General features: G+C 65.1%; 28 protein-coding genes and 2 tRNA genes. 13 read left to right on the top strand and 17 right to left on the bottom strand.

Annotated features, from left to right (window positions below):
- The first annotated feature begins 58 nt into the window (after positions 1 to 58).
- The 5 genes from fahA to HOY44_RS00980 all read left to right on the top strand — a co-directional run bounded on the left by fahA (position 59) and on the right by HOY44_RS00980 (position 4,692).
- Positions 59 to 1,324, top strand: a complete 1,266-nt coding sequence (fahA, locus tag HOY44_RS01000) for a fumarylacetoacetase (protein ID WP_287432538.1) — start codon at positions 59 to 61, stop codon at positions 1,322 to 1,324.
- Between the two features lie 5 nt (positions 1,325 to 1,329).
- Positions 1,330 to 2,283: an MBL fold metallo-hydrolase gene (locus HOY44_RS00995; protein WP_287432537.1), complete on the top strand. Its 954-nt coding sequence runs from the start codon at positions 1,330 to 1,332 to the stop codon at positions 2,281 to 2,283.
- Positions 2,283 to 2,804 (top strand): DinB family protein, encoded by a 522-nt coding sequence (locus HOY44_RS00990; protein ID WP_287432536.1) that lies wholly within the window; start codon positions 2,283 to 2,285, stop codon positions 2,802 to 2,804. Before HOY44_RS00995 ends, HOY44_RS00990 begins: the two co-directional genes overlap by 1 nt.
- Positions 2,805 to 2,878: 74 nt before the next feature.
- Positions 2,879 to 4,495: an FAD-dependent oxidoreductase gene (locus HOY44_RS00985; RefSeq protein ID WP_287432534.1), complete on the top strand. Its 1,617-nt coding sequence runs from the start codon at positions 2,879 to 2,881 to the stop codon at positions 4,493 to 4,495.
- A gap of 2 nt (positions 4,496 to 4,497) precedes the next feature.
- On the top strand, positions 4,498 to 4,692 hold the full coding sequence (locus tag HOY44_RS00980) for a DUF2783 domain-containing protein (protein ID WP_287432533.1): 195 nt from the start codon (positions 4,498 to 4,500) through the stop codon (positions 4,690 to 4,692).
- Here the strand turns inward: HOY44_RS00980 and HOY44_RS00975 are convergent, their stop codons facing one another.
- Positions 4,693 to 5,463 carry an exopolysaccharide biosynthesis protein gene (locus HOY44_RS00975; RefSeq protein WP_287432532.1) on the bottom strand — a complete coding sequence of 257 codons (771 nt, stop codon included), beginning with the start codon at positions 5,461 to 5,463 and terminating at the stop codon, positions 4,693 to 4,695.
- 133 nt (positions 5,464 to 5,596) lie between these two features.
- Here HOY44_RS00975 and dusA point away from each other — a divergent pair, with 133 nt between their 5' ends.
- Both dusA and HOY44_RS00965 read left to right on the top strand, forming a co-directional pair.
- Positions 5,597 to 6,592: a tRNA dihydrouridine(20/20a) synthase DusA gene (gene dusA / locus HOY44_RS00970; RefSeq protein WP_287432530.1), complete on the top strand. Its 996-nt coding sequence runs from the start codon at positions 5,597 to 5,599 to the stop codon at positions 6,590 to 6,592.
- A gap of 129 nt (positions 6,593 to 6,721) precedes the next feature.
- On the top strand, positions 6,722 to 8,824 hold the full coding sequence (locus HOY44_RS00965) for a right-handed parallel beta-helix repeat-containing protein (protein WP_287432528.1): 2,103 nt from the start codon (positions 6,722 to 6,724) through the stop codon (positions 8,822 to 8,824).
- A 7-nt stretch (positions 8,825 to 8,831) separates the two neighbouring features.
- Here the strand turns inward: HOY44_RS00965 and HOY44_RS00960 are convergent, their stop codons facing one another.
- From HOY44_RS00960 to HOY44_RS00925, 8 genes are all read right to left on the bottom strand, one after another.
- Entirely contained in the window at positions 8,832 to 9,323 is a 492-nt protein-coding gene (locus HOY44_RS00960; RefSeq protein ID WP_287432526.1) for a transglycosylase SLT domain-containing protein, read from the bottom strand.
- Between the two features lie 95 nt (positions 9,324 to 9,418).
- On the bottom strand, positions 9,419 to 10,627 hold the full coding sequence (locus HOY44_RS00955) for a cytochrome P450 (RefSeq protein ID WP_287432525.1): 1,209 nt from the start codon (positions 10,625 to 10,627) through the stop codon (positions 9,419 to 9,421).
- Between the two features lie 60 nt (positions 10,628 to 10,687).
- Positions 10,688 to 11,248 carry a PqiC family protein gene (locus HOY44_RS00950; protein WP_138422999.1) on the bottom strand — a complete coding sequence of 187 codons (561 nt, stop codon included), beginning with the start codon at positions 11,246 to 11,248 and terminating at the stop codon, positions 10,688 to 10,690.
- Positions 11,249 to 11,252: 4 nt separating this feature from the next.
- Entirely contained in the window at positions 11,253 to 13,361 is a 2,109-nt protein-coding gene (locus HOY44_RS00945) for an MlaD family protein (protein WP_287432524.1), read from the bottom strand.
- A 21-nt stretch (positions 13,362 to 13,382) separates the two neighbouring features.
- Positions 13,383 to 14,009 carry a paraquat-inducible protein A gene (locus HOY44_RS00940; RefSeq protein WP_008328190.1) on the bottom strand — a complete coding sequence of 209 codons (627 nt, stop codon included), beginning with the start codon at positions 14,007 to 14,009 and terminating at the stop codon, positions 13,383 to 13,385.
- Complete coding sequence (locus HOY44_RS00935) at positions 13,976 to 14,626, bottom strand: paraquat-inducible protein A (RefSeq protein WP_008328192.1); 651 nt, start codon at positions 14,624 to 14,626, stop codon at positions 13,976 to 13,978. The genes HOY44_RS00940 and HOY44_RS00935 overlap by 34 nt, the downstream gene beginning before the upstream one ends.
- Positions 14,627 to 14,799: 173 nt before the next feature.
- Positions 14,800 to 14,874: transfer RNA gene (locus HOY44_RS00930), tRNA-Asn, on the bottom strand.
- Positions 14,875 to 14,940: 66 nt separating this feature from the next.
- Positions 14,941 to 15,852 (bottom strand): MBL fold metallo-hydrolase, encoded by a 912-nt coding sequence (locus HOY44_RS00925; RefSeq protein WP_287434713.1) that lies wholly within the window; start codon positions 15,850 to 15,852, stop codon positions 14,941 to 14,943.
- A 166-nt stretch (positions 15,853 to 16,018) separates the two neighbouring features.
- Between HOY44_RS00925 and HOY44_RS00920 the strand changes: the two genes are divergently transcribed.
- A complete protein-coding gene (locus HOY44_RS00920) occupies positions 16,019 to 16,363 on the top strand; it encodes an ArsR/SmtB family transcription factor (protein ID WP_287432523.1) in 345 nt (114 codons plus the stop codon).
- Positions 16,356 to 16,838, top strand: coding sequence for an SRPBCC family protein (locus tag HOY44_RS00915; RefSeq protein WP_287432522.1), 483 nt, complete (start codon positions 16,356 to 16,358; stop codon positions 16,836 to 16,838). The genes HOY44_RS00920 and HOY44_RS00915 overlap by 8 nt, the downstream gene beginning before the upstream one ends.
- A gap of 14 nt (positions 16,839 to 16,852) precedes the next feature.
- Here the strand turns inward: HOY44_RS00915 and HOY44_RS00910 are convergent.
- Positions 16,853 to 16,929, bottom strand: a tRNA-Ile gene (locus HOY44_RS00910).
- A 100-nt stretch (positions 16,930 to 17,029) separates the two neighbouring features.
- Here HOY44_RS00910 and purM point away from each other — a divergent pair.
- The 3 genes from purM to rnd all read left to right on the top strand — a co-directional run bounded on the left by purM (position 17,030) and on the right by rnd (position 19,890).
- Positions 17,030 to 18,076: a phosphoribosylformylglycinamidine cyclo-ligase gene (purM, locus tag HOY44_RS00905; protein WP_287432521.1), complete on the top strand. Its 1,047-nt coding sequence runs from the start codon at positions 17,030 to 17,032 to the stop codon at positions 18,074 to 18,076.
- Positions 18,073 to 18,663: a phosphoribosylglycinamide formyltransferase gene (gene purN, locus HOY44_RS00900; protein ID WP_287432520.1), complete on the top strand. Its 591-nt coding sequence runs from the start codon at positions 18,073 to 18,075 to the stop codon at positions 18,661 to 18,663. The genes purM and purN overlap by 4 nt, the downstream gene beginning before the upstream one ends.
- A gap of 63 nt (positions 18,664 to 18,726) precedes the next feature.
- On the top strand, positions 18,727 to 19,890 hold the full coding sequence (rnd, locus tag HOY44_RS00895) for a ribonuclease D (protein WP_287432519.1): 1,164 nt from the start codon (positions 18,727 to 18,729) through the stop codon (positions 19,888 to 19,890).
- A 142-nt stretch (positions 19,891 to 20,032) separates the two neighbouring features.
- On the opposite strand, the gene HOY44_RS00890 is transcribed toward rnd, so the two are convergent.
- Positions 20,033 to 20,503 (bottom strand): hypothetical protein, encoded by a 471-nt coding sequence (locus tag HOY44_RS00890; protein ID WP_287432518.1) that lies wholly within the window; start codon positions 20,501 to 20,503, stop codon positions 20,033 to 20,035.
- Positions 20,504 to 20,632: 129 nt separating this feature from the next.
- Here HOY44_RS00890 and HOY44_RS00885 point away from each other — a divergent pair, with 129 nt between their 5' ends.
- Positions 20,633 to 21,043, top strand: coding sequence for a SufE family protein (locus tag HOY44_RS00885; protein ID WP_287432517.1), 411 nt, complete (start codon positions 20,633 to 20,635; stop codon positions 21,041 to 21,043).
- 147 nt (positions 21,044 to 21,190) lie between these two features.
- On the opposite strand, the gene HOY44_RS00880 is transcribed toward HOY44_RS00885, so the two are convergent.
- The 6 genes from HOY44_RS00880 to HOY44_RS00855 form a co-directional block, all read right to left on the bottom strand.
- Positions 21,191 to 21,817 carry a DUF1638 domain-containing protein gene (locus tag HOY44_RS00880; RefSeq protein WP_287432515.1) on the bottom strand — a complete coding sequence of 209 codons (627 nt, stop codon included), beginning with the start codon at positions 21,815 to 21,817 and terminating at the stop codon, positions 21,191 to 21,193.
- Positions 21,814 to 22,125 carry a YbjQ family protein gene (locus HOY44_RS00875; RefSeq protein ID WP_008328212.1) on the bottom strand — a complete coding sequence of 104 codons (312 nt, stop codon included), beginning with the start codon at positions 22,123 to 22,125 and terminating at the stop codon, positions 21,814 to 21,816. The genes HOY44_RS00880 and HOY44_RS00875 overlap by 4 nt, the downstream gene beginning before the upstream one ends.
- A complete protein-coding gene (locus tag HOY44_RS00870; RefSeq protein ID WP_287432514.1) occupies positions 22,122 to 22,337 on the bottom strand; it encodes a hypothetical protein in 216 nt (71 codons plus the stop codon). The genes HOY44_RS00875 and HOY44_RS00870 overlap by 4 nt, the downstream gene beginning before the upstream one ends.
- Positions 22,338 to 22,377: 40 nt before the next feature.
- The gene (locus tag HOY44_RS00865) at positions 22,378 to 23,049 is read right to left on the bottom strand and encodes a methyltransferase domain-containing protein (protein WP_287432513.1); all 672 of its coding nucleotides are present in this window, start codon (positions 23,047 to 23,049) and stop codon (positions 22,378 to 22,380) included.
- A 4-nt stretch (positions 23,050 to 23,053) separates the two neighbouring features.
- On the bottom strand, positions 23,054 to 23,233 hold the full coding sequence (locus tag HOY44_RS00860) for a hypothetical protein (protein ID WP_040884301.1): 180 nt from the start codon (positions 23,231 to 23,233) through the stop codon (positions 23,054 to 23,056).
- A gap of 92 nt (positions 23,234 to 23,325) precedes the next feature.
- Positions 23,326 to 24,030 carry a cobalamin B12-binding domain-containing protein gene (locus tag HOY44_RS00855; RefSeq protein ID WP_008328218.1) on the bottom strand — a complete coding sequence of 235 codons (705 nt, stop codon included), beginning with the start codon at positions 24,028 to 24,030 and terminating at the stop codon, positions 23,326 to 23,328.
- Between the last annotated feature and the right edge of the window lie 66 nt (positions 24,031 to 24,096).

Below are 24,096 nucleotides of genomic sequence, written 5' to 3'. Positions count from 1 at the left end.
CACCCCCGAAGTATTTTTGAAACGAAGAAGAGGGCGGTGGCCCCGATGGAGGTGCCTTTTGGCATTGATGAGAAGCTGGGTGGAGAGCGCGAACTCTGCCGATTGTCCGTTTCCCCTGAACAACCTGCCATATGGCGTGTTCTCGGTCGCGGGCAGCGACGAGGGGCGCTGCGGCGTGGCGATCGGCGAGATGATCCTCGACGTGACGCGGCTTGAGGAAGACGGGCATATCTCACTCGGTGAGCATCCGGTGTTCGACTGCGAAAGCTGGAACGATTTCATGGAGTTGGGGGCCGAGGTCTGGGCCGAGTTCCGGGTCTGGCTGATCGAGTCGCTGGGTGAAGGGTCTGAGAAAGCCGTGACGTTCGCGGACTACCTCGTGGCGCAGGCGGACGCGACCATGCACCTGCCGCTCGAGGTGATGGAATACACCGATTTCTACGCGGGCAAGAACCATGCGTTCAACGTGGGGAGCATTTTTCGCGGGCCGGAGAATGCGCTGCCGCCGAACTGGCTGTCGATCCCCATCGGCTACAATGGGCGCGCGTCCTCGGTCGTCGTTTCTGGCACTGACGTGCGTCGCCCGCTGGGCCAGTTGAAGGGCCCGAACGACGATCTGCCGCGCTTTGGCGCCTCGCAGCGCTTCGATCTGGAGCTTGAGTTCGGCGCCATCGTGGGCCGGGCCTCGGACGACATGATTTCGGTGCAACAGGCCGACGACGCGATCTTCGGCTACGTGATCCTGAACGACTGGTCGGCGCGCGACATTCAGGCGTGGGAATACCAGCCATTGGGGCCGTTTCAGGCCAAGGCGACCGCGACGACGATTTCCCCGTGGATCGTGACCAAGGCGGCGTTGGAGCCGTTCCGCACCTCGACCCCGGAGCGGGAGCGCGACCTGCTGCCCTACCTGCGCGAACCCGGCCCCATGTCCTATGACATCGCGCTCGAGGTCGCGCTGGCCCCCGAAGGCAAGGCCGCGACCACGATCAGCCGGACGAATTACGACCAGCTTTACTATTCCGCCGCGCAGCAGCTTTGCCATCACACGACGAGCGGCTGCCCGATGAACGTGGGCGACCTGCTCGGCTCCGGCACGATTTCGGGGCCGACGAAAGACAGCCGCGGGTCGCTTCTGGAGTTGAGCTGGAGCGGGCAGGAGCCGGTGAAGCTGGACACGGGCGAGGAGCGCAGCTTCCTCGAAGACGGAGATACGCTGACCCTGCGCGCCAATGCGCGGGGCGATGGATACACGATCGGGTTCGGAGATTGCGTGGGCACGATCCTGCCCGCGAACGACATTCCCGACTGGGCGAAGGAGTAACACGCATGGCCAAGGCATTCGCGTCGCAAGGCGACATGGAAGAAAAGAAGATCAGCTTCACGCAAGTGGGCGAGGGGCTTTATGCCTTCACCGCCGAGGGTGATCCGAACACGGGCGTCATCATCGGCGACGACAGCGTCATGATCGTCGAGGCGCAGGCGACGCCGCGTCTGGCGCGCAAGGTGATCGAATGCGTGCGCTCGGTCACGGACAAGCCGATCAGCCATCTGGTGCTGACGCATTATCACGCGGTGCGCGTGCTGGGTGCCTCGGCCTATGGGGCGCGTGAGGTCATCATGACCGACACCACCCGCGCGCAGGTCGTCGAGCGCGGGCAGGAGGATTGGGACAGCGAGTTCGGCCGCTTCCCGCGTCTGTTTCAGGGGCATGAGGAAATCCCCGGCCTCACTTGGCCCACCACGACCTTCAACGACAAGATGACCGTTTATCTGGGCAGCCGGAAGGTCGAGATCATGCATCTGGGCCGCGCCCACACGGCGGGCGACGCGGTGATCTACGTGCCGGATCAGAACGTCATGTTCACCGGCGACATCGTCGAATATCACTCGGCCTGTTATTGCGGTGACGGGCATCTGGCCGACTGGCCCGCGACGCTCGACGCGATCCGGGCCTATGACCTCGACGCCATCGCGCCGGGGCGGGGTGATGCGCTCGTTGGGCGTGAGATGGTGAATGCCGCGCTCGACAACACGGCCGATTTCGTGACCTCGACCTTCAAGCCTGCCCTGAAGGTGGCCGCACGGGGCGGGACGCTCAAGGAAACGTGGGACGCGATCCGCGCCGAATGCGACCCGAAATTCGCCGACTACGCGATCTATGAGCATTGCCTGCCTTTCAACGTGGGCCGCGCCTATGACGAAGCGCGCGGCATCGACACGCCCCGCATCTGGACCGCCGAGCGCGATCAGCAGATGTGGAACGATCTTCAGGGCGACTGATGGCCTTTGCGAACCCCTGGATCGGCTTCGCGCTGAACAATGCCTATGCGAACCGGGTGCTCTTCGGAGCCCTCGGGGCGCTGGATGAGCGCGCGTTCGCCGCGCCGCGTCCGGGGTTCTTCGCGAGCCTCGCGGAAACGATGAACCACATCTACGAGGTGGATCTTTACTACCTCGACGCGCTGGAAGAGGGCGGGCTGGGCCTGACCGTCTATGACCGCGACCCCGTGAATGACGTGGAGGCGCTCGGCCAGCTTCAGGCCGAGGCCGACATGCGCTTCGCGAGCTTCTGTTCCAAACTGGACGAAGCGGCGCTTACGCGGGAGGTGACGACTCACCGCCCCGAAGGCGCGCGGTTGGAGGCGGTGGGGGCGATCCTGCCGCATCTCGTTCAGCATCAGGTGCATCACCGGGGGCAGGCGCATGTGCAACTGTCCCACGCCGGGATCGAACCGCCGCAACTGGACGAATTCTTTCTGGATTACGACCGTGCCGAACTGGCGCAGGCCTATCACGGGTGACGGCCGGGCCGTCAATATCGTTGCAAGTGCAATGAATTGAGATTATGGTCCGCGAGACCACGGAGGAGGTGACCATGAACGCGATTTTCGAAACGCCGCTCTATCCTTACACGCGCCACGCGGATCAGGACGCCGAAACGCCCGTCCGCCGTAAGGTGGTGATCGTGGGGGCTGGGCCCGTTGGGCTCGCCATGGCGCTCGATCTGGCCCAGCAGGGGATCGAGGCGGTCATCCTCGACGACAACGACAAGGTGTCCTTCGGCTCCCGCGCGATCTGTTTCGCCAAGCGGCCGCTGGAGATTCTCGACCGTCTCGGCGCGGGCAAGCCGATGGTCGACAAGGGCGTGGTCTGGAACCTGGGCAAGGTCTTTTTCGACGAACGCAAGGTCTATGACTTCAACCTCCTGCCGGAGGAGGGGCACCAGTTCCCGGCCTTCATCAACCTTCAGCAGTATTACTTCGAGCAATTCCTCGTGGATCGCCTGCGCGAGATCGAGGCCGAGGGCGCGCCGGTCGAATTGCGTGGCGGGAGCCGGGTGTCGTCGGTCGAGGACAAGGGCGACCATGTGGCCCTGACCGTCGAGACGCCCGAGGGGCCATACCCGCTCGAGGCCGACTGGCTCATCGCCTGCGACGGGGCGGGGTCGCCCGTGCGTTCGATGATGGGGCTGGATTTCGTGGGCCGGGTGTTCGAGGACAACTTCCTCATCGCCGACGTGGTGATGGAGGCCGACTTTCCGACCGAACGCTGGTTCTGGTTCGATCCGCCCTTCAACCGGGGGCAGTCCGCGCTACTGCACAAGCAGCCCGACGGGGTGTGGCGGATCGACCTGCAACTGGGCTGGGACATCGACAAGGAAGAAGAGAAAAAGCCCGAGAACGTGATCCCGCGTCTCAAGGCGATGCTGGGCGACGATGTGGACTTCGAGCTGGAGTGGGTGTCGATCTACACGTTCCAGTGTCGCCGGATGGAAGAGTTCCGCCATGGCCGGGTGCTTTTCGCAGGTGACAGCGCGCATCAGGTGTCGCCTTTCGGGGCGCGGGGCGCGAATTCCGGGCTTCAGGATGTCGACAACCTCGGCTGGAAACTCAAGCTGGTGATCGACGGGACCGCGCCCGAAAGCTTCCTCGACACCTATGATGTCGAACGGGTGCAGGGCGCGGACGAGAATATCCTGAATTCCTCGCGCTCCACCGATTTCATCACGCCCAAGTCCGAAACCAGCCGGATCTTCCGGGATGCCGTGCTGGACCTGTCCGAACATTACGAATTCGCGCGGCCCCTGGTGAATTCCGGGCGCCTGTCGGTGCCTTGCGTGCATGATGGATCGCCCTTGAACGGCGTCGATGCCCTGCCGGGCGGCCCCGCCCGCACGCGTCCGGGCGCGCCATGCCCCGATGCGCCGGTCGGAAACGGCTATCTGCTCGCCAAACTCGGCGGTCGGTTCACGCTTCTGACATACGAGGCCGACGCGCCGGACACCGTTGCGGCGGGTCCGGTCGCGGCGCATCGCGTCGCGCTGACCGCCGAAGACGACACCACCGGCGCGATCCGCGAACGTTTCGTGGGGACGGGCGGTTCAGCCGTCTACCTGATCCGGCCCGACCAGCACGTCGTCGCCCGGTGGGACGCCTTCGATCCGGCAGCGGTGGCCGAAGCGTTGAAACGCGCCAGCGGACAGGAGGTGTGACGATGGCCGATCTGACCCTGACCCCGAACATCCCCGGTGGCGATGACTTCTACGCCGATCTCCTCGCCGCGCATGAGAGGCTGACGAAAGAGGAAAGCGATGCCTTCAACGCCCGCCTGATCCTCATCCTCGCCAACCACATCGGCGACCGCGAGGCGCTGGCGCAGGCTTTGGACGCGGCGAAGGCCAAGGCCTGATCAGCCGGTCTGCATTCGGATATAGACGGCCAGAGCGACGACGAGCACCAGCGAGCTGTATCCCAGCGCGACCAGAACGCCGTCGCGCGCGAAGAGGCCGAAGGCGAACAGCCCGATCGGCACGCCCATCAGCGGCGTCGCGATGGGAATCGCGCCGATGACGAGCAGCGACAGGCCCGACACCATCAGGATCAGCGAGATCAGGACCATCGAGGCGCGACCGCGCGACAACAGCTCCCACCGGATACGCAGCCGGTGGCGCAGCCACTCCGCGCCGGGCCTGATCCGCTCGACCAGACCGCGCACCTGGTCGGCAGGCAGTTCGCGCTTCCCGATGAAGTCGGGCAGGAACACGCCCTCGCGCTTGGTAATCATCTGAAGGCCGACGATGGCGACCAGCAGGCCGAGCGCGCCGCCGATACCGGGGATAAGGCCGGTGGGCAGGACCATAAACACGGCCGCGACCAGCAGCAGGGGCGCGTGACCCTGCGCGCCGATGGTGCGCGCGATGAGGTCGAGCGAGATGCGATCACGCCCCTCGGTCAGTGCGATCAGGCGGTCGACCAGCACGGGCATCGCGTCCGGCCCTTCAAGCCTGCGCCGCTTGCGCCGCCGATGGCGGCTCGGGCGTTTGGCCTGACCGGAATCCAGATGGGGCTGCGTCCGGGTTGCGGACACGGTCATCCGACGGACGGGCCGCCCAAGCGGGTCCGGGGTCGTTATGGGATCGGTCCCCGGGTCCGAGGCGGCCGGGATCGTCGGGCGAAACATCTGGGTCAGTCCTTGGTCGCTATGGGGCAGAAACGACGATGGGGCCGGTTTCGTTCCGTCCGGACCGACGCGCCGAGGTTTGCCGGGAACGGTTTCGCCTGATAAGGGACGCGCTCAGACTTGGATGACGACCATGACCACCCCTTCGCCCGATCTCTCCCGCGCCGCGCGCCTGTCCGTCGCCCCGATGATGGACTGGACCGACAGCCATTGCCGCGTGTTCCACCGGATGATGAGCCGCGAGACGCTGCTTTATACCGAGATGGTGACGGCGCCCGCGCTGGTGCGGGGCGGGGCCACGCATCTGCTGGATTTCGACCCCTCGGAGCATCCCGTCGCGCTGCAACTGGGCGGCTCGGACCCGGAGGAACTGGCCGAGGCGACCCGCATGGCGGTGGATCGCGGGTATGACGAGGTGAACCTGAACGTCGGCTGCCCCTCGGACCGGGTTCAGTCGGGCACCTTCGGCGCGGTGCTGATGAAAGACCCGGACCTCGTCGCACGCTGCACGGCGGCGATGATCTGCGCGGCAGGCCCGGTCGAGGTCACGGTGAAATGCCGGATTGGCGTCGACGATCAGGAAGCGGAAGCGGTGCTGCCCGAGTTTCTCGACCGCGTCTCGGACGCCGGTGTGCGCCGGTTCACGATCCACGCCCGCAAGGCGTGGCTGCAAGGTCTGAGCCCCAAGGAAAACCGCGATATTCCGCCGCTCGACTACCCGCTTGTCCACCGGATGAAGGCCGAGCGGCCCGACCTTCACCTGTCGATCAACGGCGGCATCACGTCACTGGATCAGGCCCGCGAACATCTGGCGGCGGGGATGGACGGCGTGATGATCGGGCGGGCGGCCTATCAGCAGCCGGCCGATATCCTCCTGAGTGCCGACAGCCGCATCTTCGGCGCCGCCGACCCGATGCGCGATCCGGGTGAGGTCGCCTTGGCCATGATCCCGCATATCGAGCGGCACCTGTCGAACGGCGGCAAGCTTTCGCAGGTCACGCGCCATATGCTCGGCCTGTTCGCAGGCCGCCCGGGCGCGCGCCACTGGCGGCGTGTTCTGTCCGAAAACGCACACAGGCCCGACGCCGATGCGCGACTGATCGAAGAGGCGATGGCGGAACTGGCCTGACGGCTCTGCGCGTTACGCTGCGCCGGTCGGTTTTTAACCCCTCCCGACACGCTCGCCTTGCCGCACCGCGGCGGTCACGATAAGCTTTGAGAGAACTGGGGTTTTCATCATTTTTTCGGACAGGCGTTGATGCCGATGTCTTTTGCTGCCTTCAAGGATCTTGAATCGCTGCCGTCCACGGGCTTTTCCATGGACGACGTGCTGACGGTCGGCGCCTATGATTATGTCGTCGCCGATACCGCCGCCGCCGATTTCCACGTCGAACTTTCCAACGGATTGAAGCTCTACACCAGCCCCTCGGCGGGGGGTGTCGTGACCTCGCGCCAGTTGAACTGGCAGGCCGACGAAGACATCTCGACCCGGTTTCAGCAGATCATCGACAGCGGCCTTTTGTCCGGTGGTGTCGAATTCCGGTTGGAAGATTCGGTCGTCTTCAAGTGGCACAGTCTCCAGTTTCCCGACGACTTCACCCTGTCGGCGGTGAACGGCGCGCGATTGATCGTGGACGACTCGCTCGATTTCCTGATCGGTGACGACAACGATCTGTATCCGTTCACCTTCCATCTGGGCGCGCGAAACACGCTCAAGGATCTGGACGTGATCTGGATCGACACCGAACCCGAAGGCGTCATCTCCAACATCCACGGGTTCAGAGGCGCGCATAGCGACGACAGTCGGATCGTGGGGTCGCGGTTCGAAGGCAACATCGAAATGTTCGTCGCCTTTCACCAGACGACCAACATCACCATCAAAGACTCCGTGTTCGACGGGGCCTATTGGCAGGTGCGGCTGGGCGGCGTCGACGGGGCCAATATCACATCCAGCGTGTTCCAGAACGCGCTCGGCGACGGGATCAAGACCGCCTTGGGCGACGCGACCGGCACCCGCAACGTGACCGTGGAGGCGTCGCTTTTCATCGACAACGCGCGCGACGGGATCGATACGACGGGCGGGTTTCGCGACAGTGTCGTGCGCGACAGCTTCTTCGTCAGCAACGGCGTGTCCGCGATGGACTTCAAGACGCCCTACAAGGCGAACAGGCCGCTTCTCGACGAGCAGATGAACACGAACATCTTGATCGAGAACACGGAGTTCTATGACCACGGAAACAACATCGTTCTGACGACCACGGATTACGATGGCACGATCACGCCCGAGAACGTGGACTGGCGGACGATCCATAACATCACCGTGCGCGATTCCGTGTTCGCGGGCGACAGGGGCAAGATCTTCTTCGTCAAGGACAGCCATGGTGTGTACGGCGAGAACCTGACGCTGCTCGGTCGCTTCCATCATTTCCGCACGGAATCCTTCGGCTGGCTCGAACCCTACGACCTGAACCTCGAGGAAAACGATCTGTCTCAAGGCGGGGTCTGGACCCCACTGACGGATTTCCGCGCGCTCGACCTCGACAATCCGGTCACGACCTACGAAACCGTCTTCGACACCGGCGGCTCGCTACGCCTCAGCTTCGAGAACGCGCGGATCGTGGCCAGCCGGGCCGAAGATGCATCGGGCGACATTCGGACCGAAACCTACGATGCCTTCGGCGAATGCGACTCCTTCACGTTCTACGACGGCAGCGACACGCAGGTCTGGACTTCGCAATCCGTGGATTTCGATGCCTCGGGCAATCGGGAGCGCGTGGAGCGACTGTTCGACGATGGGCGCCATGTCGTGAATAATTTCGTCGACGGCACGATGTCGGACCGGACGGTCTCGAAGCCGTCGGGGCAGGTCATCTCAACGATCTACGGCCCGGACGGAGCGCCCGTTTCGGGTGAGATCACGTGGGCCGACGGCACGCGCGAGGTGATCGAATACACCGACGGCATCATCACGGGACGGGTCCGGACCGAGGCGGACGGTGACATTACCACCCAAGTCTTCGACGCGACCGGAACCCGGCAGAGCATTGTCCGTCAGGACATCAGCGACAGTGAAGACTGGAGCGTTTTCAGGCAGGTGTTCGGGCCGGATGGGTCACGGTCTCAGCTTTCCGTGGACTACGACGACGGCAGCACCAGCATGTTGAACTATGTGAACGGTGTGAAATCCGAACGCATCTTCACCGAGGCCGATGGCGACGTGATGACACTGACATTCCGAGAAGACGGGACACGTGAGCGGATCGTGTTCGAGGACATCAGCGACAGCCAGGACTGGGATACGCTGACGCGCACCTTCGACGCGACGGGCACGCTCATCGGTACCGATTTCGTCTGGGATTGACCGCCCCTCAGCTTCTGAGGCCGGTTTCCTCCAACAGCCCCATGCGCTTGGCTTCGTAGTAATATCCCCGAGCATACCAGCCCATCGCGCCGTCGATGTCGCCACCGGAGACGAGATAAGCGCCGCGCAGGTACTTGCCGGCGTATTTCAGGTTCACATCGGCTTTCAGAAGATCCGAAGCCGGGCCGCGATGCCCCATGGTGCGCGCCGTCTGCGGGTGGATCTGGAGCAGGCCGTAGTAAGGGCCATTGCGGGCCGCCGGATTATGCGTGCTCTCACGGATCGCCTGCCGGTGGATCAGTTCGCGGGGAATTTCGTAGTGGTCGGCCCATTTGTTGATGAGCGCGCGCAGTTCAGGCGTTTCGTTCGGGTAGAGTGGGGGGGTGAAACCCTTTCGGTTGCCGCGCGACATCGTGCCGGCGGTAATCCCGACCTGCGCACAACCCGCCAAGGCCATGAGGCCAAGACCAAGGGCCGCGCGGCGCGTGAAACTGTGCATGGTGGTCTCCGAATGTCCCGTCCGGAACAATGCGACGATTCCCCAAGCGGTGAAAGCGACCCTGTGAAAATGCCGCGATGACAGCGGTTTGGCGCCTACCTGACCGAAACGGGCAGGCGGGTGAAGCCCCGAAAGCGCGCCAGCGGCAGCCGTTCCCGTTCCCCGGCCTGCGCGAGGCGTGGGAACCGTGACACCAGCTTGCCGATGGCGATGCGCCCCTCGATCCGGGCAAGCGTCGCGCCGAGGCAGACGTGGATGCCGGTGATGAAGGCGATCTGGCGATTGGGTTTGCGGCCAAGGTCCACGCGGTCGGGGTCGTCGAATTGCGCGGGATCGCGGTTCGCCGCCGCGATGGAGGTGTGGACATAGGTGCCCTTGGGCAGCACGCGGTCCGTCAGTTCGATGTCGTCGCCCGCCAGCCGGTTCCCGATCTGAAGCGGGCTTTCCACGCGCAGGAATTCCTCGACGGCCGTGGTGATGAGGTCGGGGTCGTCGATCAGGCGGCGATGCTCGCCGGGGTTGTCCAGAAGCGTGCCGACCGCGTTCCCGACAAGCGAGGTGGTCGTCTCATGCCCGGCGTTCAGCAGAAAGATGCAGTTCTGGATCAGCTCGTCCTGGCTCAGGCGCACGCCGTCGTGTTCGCCGAAGATAAGCGCCTCCAGCACCTCGCCCTGGGCGGCGCCGTCCGGGTTGGCGCGGCGGCGGTCGATCAGGTCGTTCAAGACCGCCGAAAACTCGGTTACGGCGGCATTGCCCGCATCCAGCCTCTCCTGCGGGACCACCGGGTCGAGCGCGCCGAGGATCGCGAGCGAGTAGCCGCGCAACTGAGGCCGGATGTCCTCGGGCACCCCCAGCATGAACGAGATGATCTCGGTCGGGAGAACCTTGGCGAAATCGTCGATCATGTCGAAGCTGCCCATATCTTCGACCCGGTCCAGCAGCCGGTCCACGATCCGGTCGATCAGCGGGTCGAACTCGGCCAGTTTGCGGGGAGTGAAGGCACCGGCGAGCAGCTTGCGCACCACGGTATGCTTGGGCGGATCGTTGAAGACGAGCGAGGTGGTGTGATGGGTGTGAAGCGGGCATTTCCCGAACTTCTTGCCGAATTCCACGGTCTTGTCCGACAGCATGTCGCGGCTTTGATAGACCTTCTGAACATCGGCATAACGCGTCAGAAAGACCGACCCGTCTGCGTTTTCATGCACCGGGCTTTCGCGCCGCAGACGGGCGAGCGTGGGGTAGGGGTCGTCGATGAAATCGCGGCCGATTTCGTTGATGTCGAACCGCAGGTCTGCGCCGTCCATGCCCGTTTCCTCCTCTGGTCCGGCGACCCTACGCGCGGGGCCACGGCCGGGCAAGGCGACTTAGCGGGCGAGCGAACGAACAATCACGGCGGACAATTCGCGCAACGCGGCGCTCGACGCGGCGGCGATGGTGCCGGGCTTGGTGTCGGCCAGCGGGACCGAGACGGCGAAGGGTTCGATCCGTTCGCGCACCACGTAGCCATAGGACGAAATTGCGAACTGGCCGCGCAGATCGAAGCTCCCGCTGGCGCTCGCGACCATTTCGGACACGCGAACATGCACGGCGGCCTGCGGCGGGCTTTCCAGCGGCCAAGGCTCGGCGGCGGTCGTCGCGGTCGAGGTGCGCCCGATCTGATCCACCAGAAGTTGCGTGATCGCGCGGCCGGGATCATCGGCCCAGAGCGCGTTTTTCACCGGCGACAGCGCGCCGTTGCCATCCTCGACCATGATCTCGGCATCCTCGGCATAGGTGGGGAGCGATACGTCCATCACCTCGAGCGTTCCGGCCTTCACGCGGGTCTTGGCAGCCTCGTCCACAGGGGCCCGGTCCAGCAGATAGCGCGGGCCATTGCTGCCACAGGCCGCCAGAAGCACGAGAACGAGGGGGAGAAGCCGATACATATACCTACCGTCCGAAGAGGATTGAGTTGGGATTGCGCTCGAGCGCACGGGCGAGTTTCGACAACGCCTCGGCGGCGTTCTGGATCTCGCGCAGCGAATTGAGCGTTTCGCGGTTGAAGTTGGAATTGGTGCCGTAGCTTGCCACGACCGACCGGGTTTCATTCACGAGAAGGTCGATCCGGTTCGCGATCTCGGGCAGCGATCCGGCGGCTTCCTCGACCGCTTCGGCAGCGTCGCCCGCCGAGGCGAGCGTGGCGTTGATATTCTCGACCGCGCCACCTTCGCGCAGGTCCGCCAGCGCCCCGCGTGCCTCGTCCAGCGCCGCCGTCAGGCTAGCGGGCAGGTCGCGGGTGGCATCGCTGTCGATCAGCCGGTCCGCGCTTTCCACGAGTTCACGCGCCGAGGTCAGGAATTCGTTCAGTTCCAGCTCGTTGGCCTTGTCGGTCAGCGCCTGCAACCGCTTGATAAGCTCCGTCACCTCGTCTGCCGCGCCGCTCACGTCGCCCGCGAAGGCCGTGACGGAATTGGCGGCATCGTCGACCGATTTGAAAGCCGAAAGAACCTGATCGACCGCGCCGGCCTGTTCCATCGTCGAGATGATGGTGCGCAGATCGCTGACGGCCGCGTTGATTTCGCCCGGCAGCGCCTGAATGTCCTCGCTCCCCACCAGCCCGCGCGCGTCGTCCAGCAGCGACACGAGCGCATCGGGCGCTTCGCGCAGACCCTCGTCCGCCGCGAAGGTTTCGATGGCCGCCATGGTGGCGATGGCCTGATCCAGAACCTCCTCGACCGGAAGGTTGTCGATCCGGGCCAGAAGGCCCTCGGCCGTTGCGCCAAGGTTCGGCAGTTCCGACTGGACCGACGGGATCTGCGGCGGCAGGTCGGGCAGGAGGACGAGCGCGGCAGGCTCGGCCTCGGGCACGCGCACCAGTTCGACCACGAGCGCCTGACTGAACAGGCTCTGGAATCCAAGCCGCGCGCGCAGACCTTCGCGCACCGCTTCGGACAGGAAGTCGATCACCGTCGTCTCTTCCACATCGTCGTCACCCAGACCGAGCCGGCTGGGGTCGATCGACAGGGTGGCGCGCAGCCGCACCTCGCGCCCGTTCTCGCCCTCGCGCACGATGGCGTTGATGGCCGAGACCGAGCCGATCCGCACGCCGCGCAGGTTCACGGGCGACCCGGCGGACAGGCCACTGACCGAATCCTTGAATTCGACCACCAGTTCGACCGCGTTTTCGAACGGGTTCGAGAAGGCGCTCGACCGCGCGGCATCCTCGCTTTCGTAAAGTTCGAACACCTGACCCTCGGTCACCGGCACACCGCCGGAAAAGACCGTGTCGAACGACAGACCGCCGCGCACGAGGTTGGCGAGAGAGCCCACCGACAGGTCCAGACCGCCGGTGCCCAGGCTGAGCGAAAAGCCGGAGGTCAGCCAGAACCGTGTCGCCGAGTTCAGAAGCTCGTTGTAGGGTTCTTCGATGAAGGCGTCGAACACCACGCCGTCGCGGGTGAACAGAAGCTCGGGCTGTTCGATCCGCCCGACCTCGATCCCCTTGTGGAAGATCGGCGCGCCTGCGGTCAGTTGGGCCGCGTCGTCGGTGCGCAGGGTGATGGTGGTGCCCGCCGTGCCGGGGGCGACGAGCGGGGCCTGCTTCAGCCCCACGAACCGCTCCGCCTGCGCGCCCGGAGACGGCTCGAACGCCGCCTCGATATAGACGCCGGACAACACGGTGGTGAGACCGGTCACGCCGGAGGTCGAGACCTCGGGCCGCACGACCCAGAACCGCGCATTCTCGGGCAGCGAATCGGCGATGGTGCGGTCCACCCGCACCGTGACCACGATAGAGGATAGATCGGCCACGAACCCGACTCGTTCGACCGACCCGATGACCACGTCGCGGTAGCGCACGGTGGTTTCGTCCGCGACGACGCCGCTTGCGTTCTCGAACACGATTTCAATGGGCCGCCCGCGATCCGCCCATGTTTTCCACGCCACGCCAAGCGTCACGGCAAGGGCGGCAAGCGGCACGAGCCAGACCCACGACAGGTTCCGCCACGCCGAACGGGTCCGGGTCTCAATCTCGAGGTCGGAGGGTCCGCGATCACTCATATTGGGGTTGTTGCTCACTCATCATCTATATTTGGTGTCCCAAATCAGCCTTGGGTCGAAACTCAACGCTGAAATCATGGTAAATGCAACCGACAAGGCGAAACTGATCGCCGCAATGCCGGGGCGGATGGTCGCTGCGAAATCGAGCGTCACCAGTGACGCCAGAATGGCCACGACGAAGACGTCGATCATCGACCACCGGCCGATGAACTCGACGATCACGAAGGTGATATGGCGCGCGTGCGGGCCCATACGGACCTTTCGCGAAACCGCCAGCGCGAGATAGGCGATGGCGGCGAATTTGCCGATCGGGATCACGATCGAAGCGATGAACACGACCAACGCGACGCCGTAATCGCCGTGCCGGGCCAAGTCGAGGGCGCCGCCGACGATGGTGTTGTCCGTGGTCTGGCCAAGCGTCGTCGTCCGCAGCATCGGATAGACGTTGGCGGGCACATAGACCACCAGCCCCGCGACGAGCCAAGCCCAGACCTTTTGCAGGCTCTTGCCGTCGGGCGCATGCAGGGTCGCCCCGCACCGCGCGCACCTGTCGGTTCCGGTCCGGTGGACCTTGCCGCAACTGGTGCAGCCGATCAGCCCCGCCTCGTGCGCGGTCAGGACGGGCGTCTGGCTTCGAGCGTTTTCCACACCGTGACCCTGCTCATGAAATTGTCCTTGAAGACGGTGACGATCACCAACGCGACGAAGGCCCAGAACGCCGGGCCGATGGTGATATGCGCAAGTCCCGCCACCTTGACCAGCGCCACCGCCACGCCGACCATGAATATCTCGATCATCGCCCACGGCCTGAGCGCCTCGACCAGGCGAAAGACCGGAATCGCGTGTTTCAGGGGCGCCCAGCCGAAGGCCATCGGCGCCAGCACGTAAACCAGCGACACGAAGCGCACGAGCGGCAGAAACACGATCAGCGCCCCCATCAGCAACGTGAGCGGTGCGGTCAGCCCGCCCGAAAAGGCGGCGATGGTGTCGAGCAGCGTCGTATGGCGCATCATCCCGGCGGCCTGAAGTTCCAGAAACGGAAAGAACAGCGCCGCGAACAGCAGGATGAGCGCCGCAAACGACAGCATGATGATCCGCGTCATGGCAAGCGGGCGCGGCGCCTCGATCACCGTATGGCACCGGGGGCAGGCCGCAATCTCGTTCGCCGCCACGTTCCGGTCGTTCAACAGCATGTCGCAGGACGGACAGGCCAGAAGGCCCTCCAGATCCTCGAACTGAGACTCAGGGTGTGACACGGCAGACATGCGGTTACCCTGACGGGTTTTGCCGGGGATGAAAAGTTACCCTTGGGGCGAGGTCGCAATTGTGAACGCCGGGGGCGTATGGCGGACTTGCGATGGGATGGGGACGGAGCGCGGCGAGATATGCCTCGGCCCGGCAAGGCAGGTCGCCAAGAGTCTGAGATATCAGGGATTTTTGGCTCCGGCGGTAGGGATCGAACCTACGACCAATTGATTAACAGTCAACTGCTCTACCGCTGAGCTACGCCGGAACACGGGGGCGCATATAGCAACGGTGTTTTGGCCCGTCCAGAGGAAATCGTCACAAAATTTTCGTCTTACGTCAGCGTGAACATCGCGCCCGGGGACAGGGTCGGGGTGGCCGTGACCTTTTGGCGGGTCCAGAGGTCGATGAGGTGGGCGAAGACGTTGCGTTCGGCGGCGGGGAGGAGCGCGGGGGGCGTGTCGGTGTAGATCGCGCGGGTGAGCGCCTCGGGTGTGGCGGGTGCGGTGGCGAGCTGGGCCAGAATGCTCGCTTCGCGGCCCTTGCGGTGCTCGATGAGCCAGCGCAGGCGCGCTTGCGGGTCGTCGATGGCCGGGCCGTGCGCGGGGTAGTAGATGCGCGCGTCGCGGGCCATAAGGCGTTCGCAGGACGCCATGAACGCCGTCAGGTCGCCGTCGGGCGGCGAGACCAGCGACGAAGCCCAGGCCATGACGTGATCGCCGACGAGGATGATGTCGCCCACGGCGAAACTCAGGTGGTTCGAGAAATGGCCGGGGGTCCAGATCGCCTCGACCGTCAGGCCGCTGCCGAGGTCGAGCCTGTCGCCGTCCGCCATCTCTTCGTCGGGCACGAAATCCGCGTCCACGCCTTCGCCGCCCGATGTCATCCCCTGCGCCACGAGGTCGGCCATGACCTGCGACCGTCCGGCGAGCGATGAGCCGAAGGCGATCACCGGCGCCCCTGTCGCCTGCGACAGACCGCGCGCGAGTGGCGAATGATCGACGTGGCTGTGGGTGACGAGGATTCGGGCCACGCGTTCGCCGGGCGCGAGACCGCCGAGAATCGCCTCCAGATGCGGCGCATGTTCGGGACCGGGATCGACCACGGTGACGTCGCCTTCCCCGAGGACGAAGGTGTTGGTGCCCCAATAGGTCATGGGCGACGGGTTCGGGGCGATGATCCGGCGCAGGCTGGGTTCCATCACTTCCATCACCCCGTGGGCGGGCATATCGGCGGGCATTTCCATGCCGGGCACGAAACCCCGCAACCCGGCGTTTGGCAAGGCCCCGATGCCCGAACCCGGTCGGCAATGGCCGGGCAGGGCAGGGTGGAGGTCAGAACAGGGCGGTCGGGCCCTAGTGCGGCGTAACTTAGGTGTTGACCTAACCGTGACTCCGACTTTAGTTAGGCATATGCCTAATCAAGCTCGCTCCATCGAATCGTCCTTCGCCGCGCTGTCCGATCCCACGCGTCTGGCCGTGATCGCGCGGCTCTGTGCGGGGCCGGCGACGGTTTCCGACCTCGCGCAGCCCTTCGACATGGCGCTGCCGTCCTTCACCCAGCACCTCGGCGTGCTGGAAAAGGCGGGTCTCATCACCTCACGGCGGAAGGGCAGGGCGCGCCACGTCTCGCTCAATGCCGAGGCGCTCAGGGCGGCGGAGGATTGGCTGGCACAAGCAAGGCGGGAGTGGGAGGCGCGGTTCGACCGGTTCGAAGCGCATCTGGCCCGCACACAACAGGAGAATGAGGATGACTGAAGGTTTCGTTTCCGCGTGGCCCGCGGCCCAGCTCGACAAAGAGGTCATCGTGACCCGCGTGGTGGCCGCCAGCCTCGACCGTGCGTTCGCGGCCTGGGCCGATCCCGCGCAGATCGTGCAGTGGTTCGGGCCGGAGGGCTTCACGCTCGACACCCATGAGATCGACATTCGTCCCGGTGGGCGCTGGCGCTTCGACATGATCGCGCCGGACGGCACGGCGTTTTCCAACCGGATCACCTTTCTTCGGATCGAGCCGTCGCGGCTGATCGAGGCCGATCACGGCACCGATGCCGACGACGATCCCGACCGGTTCCGCCTGCTCGTTACATTCGACGCACAGGACAACGGCAAGACCGTCGTGACCCTGCGCCAGATGCATCCCACGCCCGAACGGCGCGGCATCGTCATCGGATTCGGGGCGGTCGAGTTCGGCGGCCAGACGCTCGACAAACTCGCGCGGCACGTCGAACGCTGAAGGGTGGAGGTGTCTGGTAGGCCCGGCAGGACTTGAACCCGCAACCAAAGCGTTATGAGCGCTCTGCTCTAACCAATTGAGCTACAGGCCCACCGTGGCGATTTGAGTAGTCGGGGCGGCGCGGGGCGTCAAGCGCCGTTGCCTTTCCCGCGCCGCTGCGCTAGGCGCGAGGCAACCAGACGGGGGCTGCCATGACGGACGGGAAGAACGGGATCACCTATGCGGATGCGGGCGTCGATATCGACGCGGGCAACGCGCTTGTCGAGCGGATCAAACCGGCGGCGAAACGGACGAACCGCCCCGGCGTGATGGCGGGGCTCGGCGGTTTCGGCGCGCTCTTCGACCTCAAGGGCGCGGGCTACACCGACCCGATCCTCGTCGCGGCCACCGATGGCGTGGGCACAAAGCTGCGCATCGCGATCGACACCGGCAACGTGGACACGATCGGGATCGACCTTGTCGCCATGTGCGTGAACGATCTCGTCTGCCAAGGTGCCGAGCCTCTGTTTTTCCTCGACTATTTCGCGACCGGCAAGCTGGCGGTCGATGACGCGGCGCGCATCGTCGAAGGCATCGCCGAGGGCTGCCTTCAATCCGGCTGCGCGCTGATCGGCGGGGAAACGGCGGAAATGCCGGGCATGTATGCCGACGGCGATTTCGACCTCGCGGGCTTCGCGGTCGGCGCGATGGAGCGGGGCGCGGACCTGCCCAAAGGCGTGTCCGAGGGCGACGTGCTGCTCGGCTTGACCTCGTCAGGCGTGCATTCCAACGGCTACAGCCTCGTGCGTAAGCTGGTCGAGGTGTCGGGCCTTGGCTGGGATGCCGACTGTCCTTGGGGCGACGGCACGCTGGGCGAGGCGCTGCTGGCCCCCACCAAGCTTTATGTCAAACCGGCGCTCGCCGCGATCCGGGCGGGCGGCGTCCATGCACTCGCCCATATCACCGGGGGCGGTCTGACCGAAAACCTGCCGCGCGTGCTACCGGCGGGCGGTCAGGCGATGGTGGACCTCGACGCATGGGACCTGCCGCCGGTGTTCAAATGGCTGGCCGAGACCGGCGGGATGAGCCAGTCCGAGATCCTCAAGACCTTCAACTGCGGGATCGGCATGATCCTTGTCGTCGACGCGGCCAGTGCGCGCGCGGTGACCGAGGCGCTCGAAGCGACCGGGGAAGAGGTGGTTCAGATCGGCCGCATGGGGCTGGGCGAGGGCGTTCAGTTCTTGGGGTCCATCGTGTGAAGCGTGTCGCCATCCTGATTTCCGGCTCCGGCTCGAACATGGTGGCGCTGGCGGATAGCATGACGGGCGACCATCCGGCGCGCCCTGTTCTGGTTCTGTCGAACGTCGCCACAGCAGGCGGGATCGCCAAGGCGCAGGCGACGGGGATCGCGACGGCGGTCGTCGAGCACAAGCCGTTCGGTCGGGATCGCGAGGCTTTCGAGGCCGCCCTGATCGAAGCGCTGGACGCGGCCCGGCCGGATATCATCTGTCTCGCAGGGTTCATGCGCATCCTGACGCCGACCTTCATCAACCACTACGCCGGACGGATGCTGAACATTCACCCGTCGCTCCTGCCCAAATACAAGGGCCTCGATACCCATGCCCGGGCGATCGAGGCAGGGGACGACGAAGCGGGCTGCTCGGTCCACGAAGTGACGGCGGAACTCGACGGCGGGCCGATCCTCGGTCAGGCCCGGGTGCCGATCCTGCCGGGGGATACGCCCGACGATCTGGCCGCCCGCGTGCTGCCGATGGAGCATCGGCTCTACCCGGCCGTGCTCGCCCGCTTCGCCACGGGCGACCGGACCCAGGTGGTTTTGCCCTGACCCCTTCCTATCGGGAAAATTTCCCGATAGACGGGAGGGCGACGCGCCAAACAGACAAGCAGAATGAAAACGATTACAACGACCGAAGCGCTTGCCGATTACTGCCGCCGCGCTGCAACCTTTCCCTACGTCACCGTCGATACCGAATTTTTGCGGGAACGGACCTATTACTCGAAACTCTGCCTCGTTCAGCTCGCCGTGATGGGCGACGACGACGAGGTTGACGCGGTGCTGGTCGATCCCCTGGCCGATGGCCTGTCGCTCGAACCGCTCTACGAGCTTTTCCGCGACGAAGGCGTGGTCAAGGTGTTCCACGCCGCGCGTCAGGACCTCGAGATCTTCTACGTCGATGCGGGGCTGATCCCGTCGCCGCTCTTCGATACGCAGGTGGCCGCGATGGTCTGCGGCTTCGGCGATCAGGCCGGGTACGAGACGCTGGTGCGCAAGATCGCCAAGGCGCAGCTCGACAAATCCTCGCGCTTCACCGACTGGTCGCGCCGTCCGCTGACCGATGCGCAGAAGAAATACGCCATCGGCGACGTCACGCATCTGCGCGTGATCTACGAATTCCTCAAGGCCCAGCTCGAAGAGACGGGCCGGGCAAAATGGGTGAAGGAGGAGCTTTCGGTCCTCACCGACCCCGACACCTATACCGTGGACCCGGACGAGGCATGGAAACGGGTCAAGACCCGCACCAACTCGGCCCGGTTTCTGGCCATCGTGCGCGAGCTTGCCCGCTTTCGCGAGACCTATGCGCAAGAGCGCAACATCCCCCGCAGCCGCGTCTACAAGGACGATGCGCTGATGGAACTGGCCTCGACCAAGCCCAAGGACATGGGCGAACTGGGCCGCTCCCGCCTGCTTTTGCGCGAAGCCCGCAAGGGCGAGGTGGCCGAGGGTATCCTCGCCGCGGTGCAGGCCGGTCTCGACTGCCCGCAGGAAAATCTGCCGAAGGTCGAAAAGGACGGGCGCGACAAGTTGCAGGTGAACCCGGCGCTCGCCGATCTGCTGCGCGTGCTCCTCAAAGCGCGCTGCGAAGAAACCGGCGTCGCCCAGAAGCTCATCGCCTCGGCCGCCGACCTCGACCTGCTCGCCGCCGGAAAACGCTCGGTTCCCGCGCTCAAGGGTTGGCGGGCAGAGGTGTTCGGCAAGGACGCCCTGCGCCTGTGCGACGGCGAACTCGCGCTCGGCGTGAAGGGCCAGTCGGTTCAGGTCATCGAAACCTGATGGCTTCTCTGTTTTAGAAAACCTCGGAGGGTGAATTGCGCCTCCGGCGCAAGGGGGAGGCTGGCCTCCCCGATCGCGACGACCCGCCGCAGGCGGGACGGCGCAAACCCTGTGCGGGCGTCAGCCCGCTCCGTTATCGCGATCAGGGCCGGGCGGTGACCGAGTTGTTCGCGCCGACCACGCGGATCGACCGGGCGCCGCCGAGTTTCACGTCCGACACGTAATGCGCGACGTGAATCTGCCGGGCCTGCGGGCGCGAGGTCGCGGTGGCCCATGGCGGGGGGGCGACCATGAAGTTGTAGGTCATCACGCCCTTCACCGGCACTTCGTCGTTCTCGGGGACCAGTTCGGCCTCCCAGTATCCCAGGCGCGGCGGGTTGCCGACCGCGCGGATGATGTAGCCGCCCGAGGCCCGCTCCACACTCAGCCGCGTGACCTGCGCGATGGGGCCGCGATAGTCGTAATCGACCGCATCCCAGCCGTCCTTCGGCTCGAGCGTCACCAGTTCGATATCGTCTTTGGGGCCGAACCAGTCGAGCGGGTTCAGGCTGGCGCCGGAACACCCTGTCAGAACCACCCCTAGTAGACATGCGCCGATGATGCGGAAAATCATGTGCGTCCCCCTGTGCTTGCCTTGGGTTAGCCGAATCCGCGCGCTTTGAAAACCCGGATCGTCATGTCGCGCCCAAGGGGCTGGACCTTTGTGGCATGCGCGCCTAGGTGGAGGGCAAAGGAGAGGCCGATGGCAACCGAAGCATTCGAAAACATCGTGGAAGATTTCGAGTTTCTCGACGACTGGGAAGACCGGTATGCCCATGTCATCGATCTGGGCCGCGCCATGGACCCGCTCGAAGACGCGCTGAAGGTGCCTGCGACCAAGGTCGAAGGCTGCGCGAGCCAGGTCTGGCTGATGCCCGAGATCGAAGGCGGCACATTCCGGTTCCGGGGCGATTCCGATGCGCTGATCGTGCGCGGGATCATCGCGGTGTTGTCGGCGCTCTACAACGGTGTCGCCGTTTCCGACGTGCCCAAGATCGACGCCAAGGCCGAGCTCGGCCGGCTTTCGCTGGAGGAGCATCTGTCGGCCCAACGCTCGAACGGGCTCAAGGCCATGATCCAGCGGATCAACAAACTGGCGGTCGAAGCCGCCTGACCCCTGCTCCCAAGCGGTGCGGGCTGGCGCCCGCGCAGGTTTTGCGCCGTCCCGCCTGCGGCGGGCCGTCGCGGTGGCAGGCGGCCGGGGCCGCCTCTGGAGGGCTAGCCCTCCAGACCTCCCAAAGTATTTTCGAAACAGAGAAGATCAGAGGCGCGACAGCGTGGTTGCGAGGTCGCCGTAGCCGGTGAACCGGCGCTCGTAGGCGAGGCCGAGGTCTTTCGCGGCCTGTCGGGCCTTTGCGTCGAGTGCGGCGTCGTCGGTCTGGGCGAGATAGACCAGCGTTTCGTAATTGCCGAAATAGGCGTCGCGTAGTTGGGGGTGACGGTCGAGGCCCAGAGGTTTGGTCACGAAGGCGTCGAACTGGCGGGCGAGGAAATCGGTCAGGTAGAACGCCGTCACCTCGCCGCGCGCCGCGAAGGCGGCGTTGCCTTCGAAGAAGCTGTAGCAATGCGGGCCTGCGATCATCCCGATCCCTTCGCGTGCGCAGAGGTCGGCCACGGCCCCGCCGGTTCCGCAGTCGGCATAGGCGACGAACAGGTGGTCGTAGGTGTTGCGATGGGCAGCTATGGCCGCTTCCAGTGCCGGGGCGATCCGGTCGGGCCGGTTGTGCAGGATCGCTGGCAGGCAGGTCAGGTCGACATGATCCATGCGGTTCAGGCGGAGGATGGCGAGAATTTCACGCGCCAGCGCGCCGCAGCCGATGATGAGCACGCGGCCCGCGCCGGTCGGGGGCAGGCCGGTTTCGGTCAGCGCCGCGTCGTCGGGGATCACCTGAATTTCACCGCCGTGCCATAGGCGAGGATTTCGCTCGCCGCCTGCGCGATGGTCGAGGTTTCGAGCCGTGCCGCGATGATCGCATCGGCACCGAGGCTGCGCGCCTCGGCGATCATCCTGTCCATTGCCTGCTCCCGCGCGCCGGCCAGAAGCGCCGCGTATTCCTTGACCTCGCCGCCGACGAGGTTGCGCAGGCCCGCCACGATGTCGGAGCCGATGTGTTTGGCGCGCACAGTGGAGCCGCGTACCATGCCAAGCGGTTCGACCTCGCGCCCCGGAAAGGTGTCGGTGGTCAGCACGATCATTTTTCGATCCTGTCGTAGTGGTCGTCGTCGGAATTGTTCAGCCGGTCCGAGATCACGCGCCAGACCACATAGCCGATCAGGGCCACGGGGATCACCGAAAGCCAGCCTGCCGGGAGCTGCGCCGAGGCGGCGATCATTGTGCCGAGCCAGACGGTGACTCCTGCGGCGGCGATCACGATGACGAGGATCAGGACGAAACGGTCGAGGGGCATGGCGATCTCCTTTGACGAGAAGATGGGGGTCGGGCCGGGATCACGCAAGTTTTCGCGCGAGGATGGCGAAGCGGCCGGGCAGAAGCGGGCAGGGACCGTAGCTTGCCAGAAGGTCGCAGGAAAACCCGGCATCGGCGACGAGGCGGGTGACCGCTCCGGGGTCGAAGATCTGTTGTTCGTGGGTTTCCTGGATCGTGCCTTGCGGCGTGGTCACGGTGATGTCGCGGATCAGTCGGGCGCCCTCGATCCGGGTCTTCGCCACGATGGTCCAGCCGTTTCCGTGCCGCTCGGTTTCGCCGCCTTCGACATCGGGGCCGATCAGGTCGAACAGGAGCAGACCGTGCGGGGGCAGCGCCTGTGCCGCCGCCTGTGTCGCACCCGCAAGCCCGGCAGGGGCATAGGCCAGCACTTCGCCAAGGGCCGTGATGGCGCTCGTCCCCCGCGGAACCAGCGGGCGCGCGGCATCGCCCAGCGTGACGGCGAGTTTGCGGGCGAGGGCGAGGCGCACGAAGGCCTCGGAGGCATCCAGACCCGCACCGGGGATGCCGTGATAGCGGGCGAAATCGAGCCAAGCTCCATCGCCGCAGCCCAGATCGAACAGGCGGGCGGGTCGCGGTCCGGCGTAGACCTGTTCGGTCAGCCAGTCGAAGGCCGGGCGAAAGGTGTCGGAAAAGGCCTCGGCATGGATCAGGGCGAGTGCGGGGCCATACATCGGATCAGTCGCGTTTGTTGGTGAGCCCGTTCCAGGCGACGGAGAACAACAGGACGAGGGGCAGAATGGCGTAGAACACCTGCTGCGTGAGGTGATCGGTGATGATCGCCTCGACCAGCACGTAAATCGCAAGGCCCGCTGTGGCGAGGGCCATGAGGGCCAGGAAAATGCGGCGTGGGGTCATGAAGGACACTCCTTGAAGACCCTGAACCTAAGCGTGCCCGCGCCGGGTTGCCAGACCCGGCGGCGGGGTTCGTGGCAGATCGTCGGCCAAACTCAGCCCGCGTTGGGCTGGTTGTGCTTGCGCGCCATCATCTGTTTCGCGGTTTCGACGGCCACCGCCGCGTCACGGCAGTAGGCATCGGCCCCGATCGCCTTGCCGAATTCCTCGTTCAGCGGCGCGCCTCCGACGAGGATGATGTAATCCTCGCGCACGCCCTTCGCGACCATCTCGTCGATGACGATTTTCATATAGGGCATGGTGGTGGTCAGCAGCGCGGACATGCCGAGGATGTCGGCCTTTTCGGCTTCGAGCGCGTTCAGGTATTTCTCGGCTTCGCAGTTGATACCCAGATCGACGACCTCGAACCCGGCGCCCTCCATCATCATCGAGACGAGGTTCTTGCCGATGTCGTGAATGTCGCCCTTCACCGTCCCGATCACCATGCGCCCGATGGTGGGCGCGCCGGTTTCGGCCAGAAGCGGCTTCAGGATCGCCATGCCAGCCTTCATCGCGTTGGCGGCAAGCAGCACTTCGGGGACGAACAGGATACCATCGCGGAAATCGTGTCCGACGATGGTCATGCCCGCGACAAGCGCCTTGGTCAGGACGTCATAGGGCGCCCACCCGCGGTCCAGCAGAATATGGGTCGCTTCGCTGATCTCTTCCGCGAGACCGTCATAGAGGTCGTCCATCATCTGAGCGACGAGTTCCTCGTCGTCGAGTTCGGACAGGATGATGTCGTCGTCTTCCTCGGCCATAGGCCTTTCCTTTCAGGCGGTTCGCGCAGATTTACCGCCTGAATGCGCCATTTTCGCCGTTCGGTG

The sequence above is a fragment of the Maritimibacter sp. genome, assembly GCF_016774595.1.
Taxonomy (GTDB): domain Bacteria; phylum Pseudomonadota; class Alphaproteobacteria; order Rhodobacterales; family Rhodobacteraceae; genus Maritimibacter; species Maritimibacter alkaliphilus.
This window is presented reverse-complemented; position numbering and strand designations above follow the sequence as displayed.